Annotated in this window: 1 protein-coding gene; it reads left to right on the top strand. The window is 41.8% G+C overall.

The genetic code is table 11. The features are described from left to right. Window positions 1–766: HGE-14 family type IV secretion system effector (locus KPX09_RS05455; RefSeq protein WP_249549329.1), on the top strand; the 766-nt coding region annotated here is incomplete at both ends.

Here is a 766-nt window from a genome sequence, read left to right as displayed (position 1 = left end):
TTGTGAATATTATTTCCATATTACACTGCTTTGCTAAGGCTGCTGATCCTCAGGCTCATGCTTCAGATGTAGAGTGTGATCAAGAAGTAGTATCGAGTATCAAGCTGTCTTTAAATACGTATCTCAATACAAAATATAAAGCTTTGTTCGGATGCTTAAATCCTGCGCTAAGTGCTGAAAATCAAGAATACGGAAGGGCAGCTTTGCGTATAGTGCGACACTATGCAGAGCTTTTTCGGAAAGTTTCTGAGTTAGTTGATCTGAGCATACCGCCTTCTTTCCGTCATCACATACAGAGTTGTTTTAGTGTTCTAAGTGGGGTGATTGACTCGTGCTCAACTGAGTGTGAAGAGATTCTGTGCGGTGACGAGAGGTCATGCATGAGGGTGATGTTATCTTCAGAAGCGTATGAAGCTCTTTCTGACGATCTTTCTCAGTATGTTAACATGTCAGAAGTTGGTAGTGCTACTAGACGTCGTACCAGTGTATGCATAAATGCTTTAATAAGGGCTATAGGTTGTTTACTATTGGTATATAGAGAATATGCTGCTTCCGGAATAGAAGAGCATCCTTTTGCCTGTAGCATTGAGAGGTGTATTCAAATCCTACGTGACAGCGTTTACCCAAAAGTGTCACAGAATGAATGGGGAGAAGAGGGAGGATCTAATTTAGCGCATAGGGTACGCTTATGTATATGTCAAGTCACTGATGAGCTGCAAGCCGTTACGCCAGAGCTCCTACTAAGTCCTCATATATCTGGTGAATT

The organism is Anaplasma phagocytophilum, assembly GCF_023476575.1.
GTDB classification, from domain to species: Bacteria; Pseudomonadota; Alphaproteobacteria; order Rickettsiales; family Anaplasmataceae; genus Anaplasma; species Anaplasma phagocytophilum_A.
This window is presented reverse-complemented; position numbering and strand designations above follow the sequence as displayed.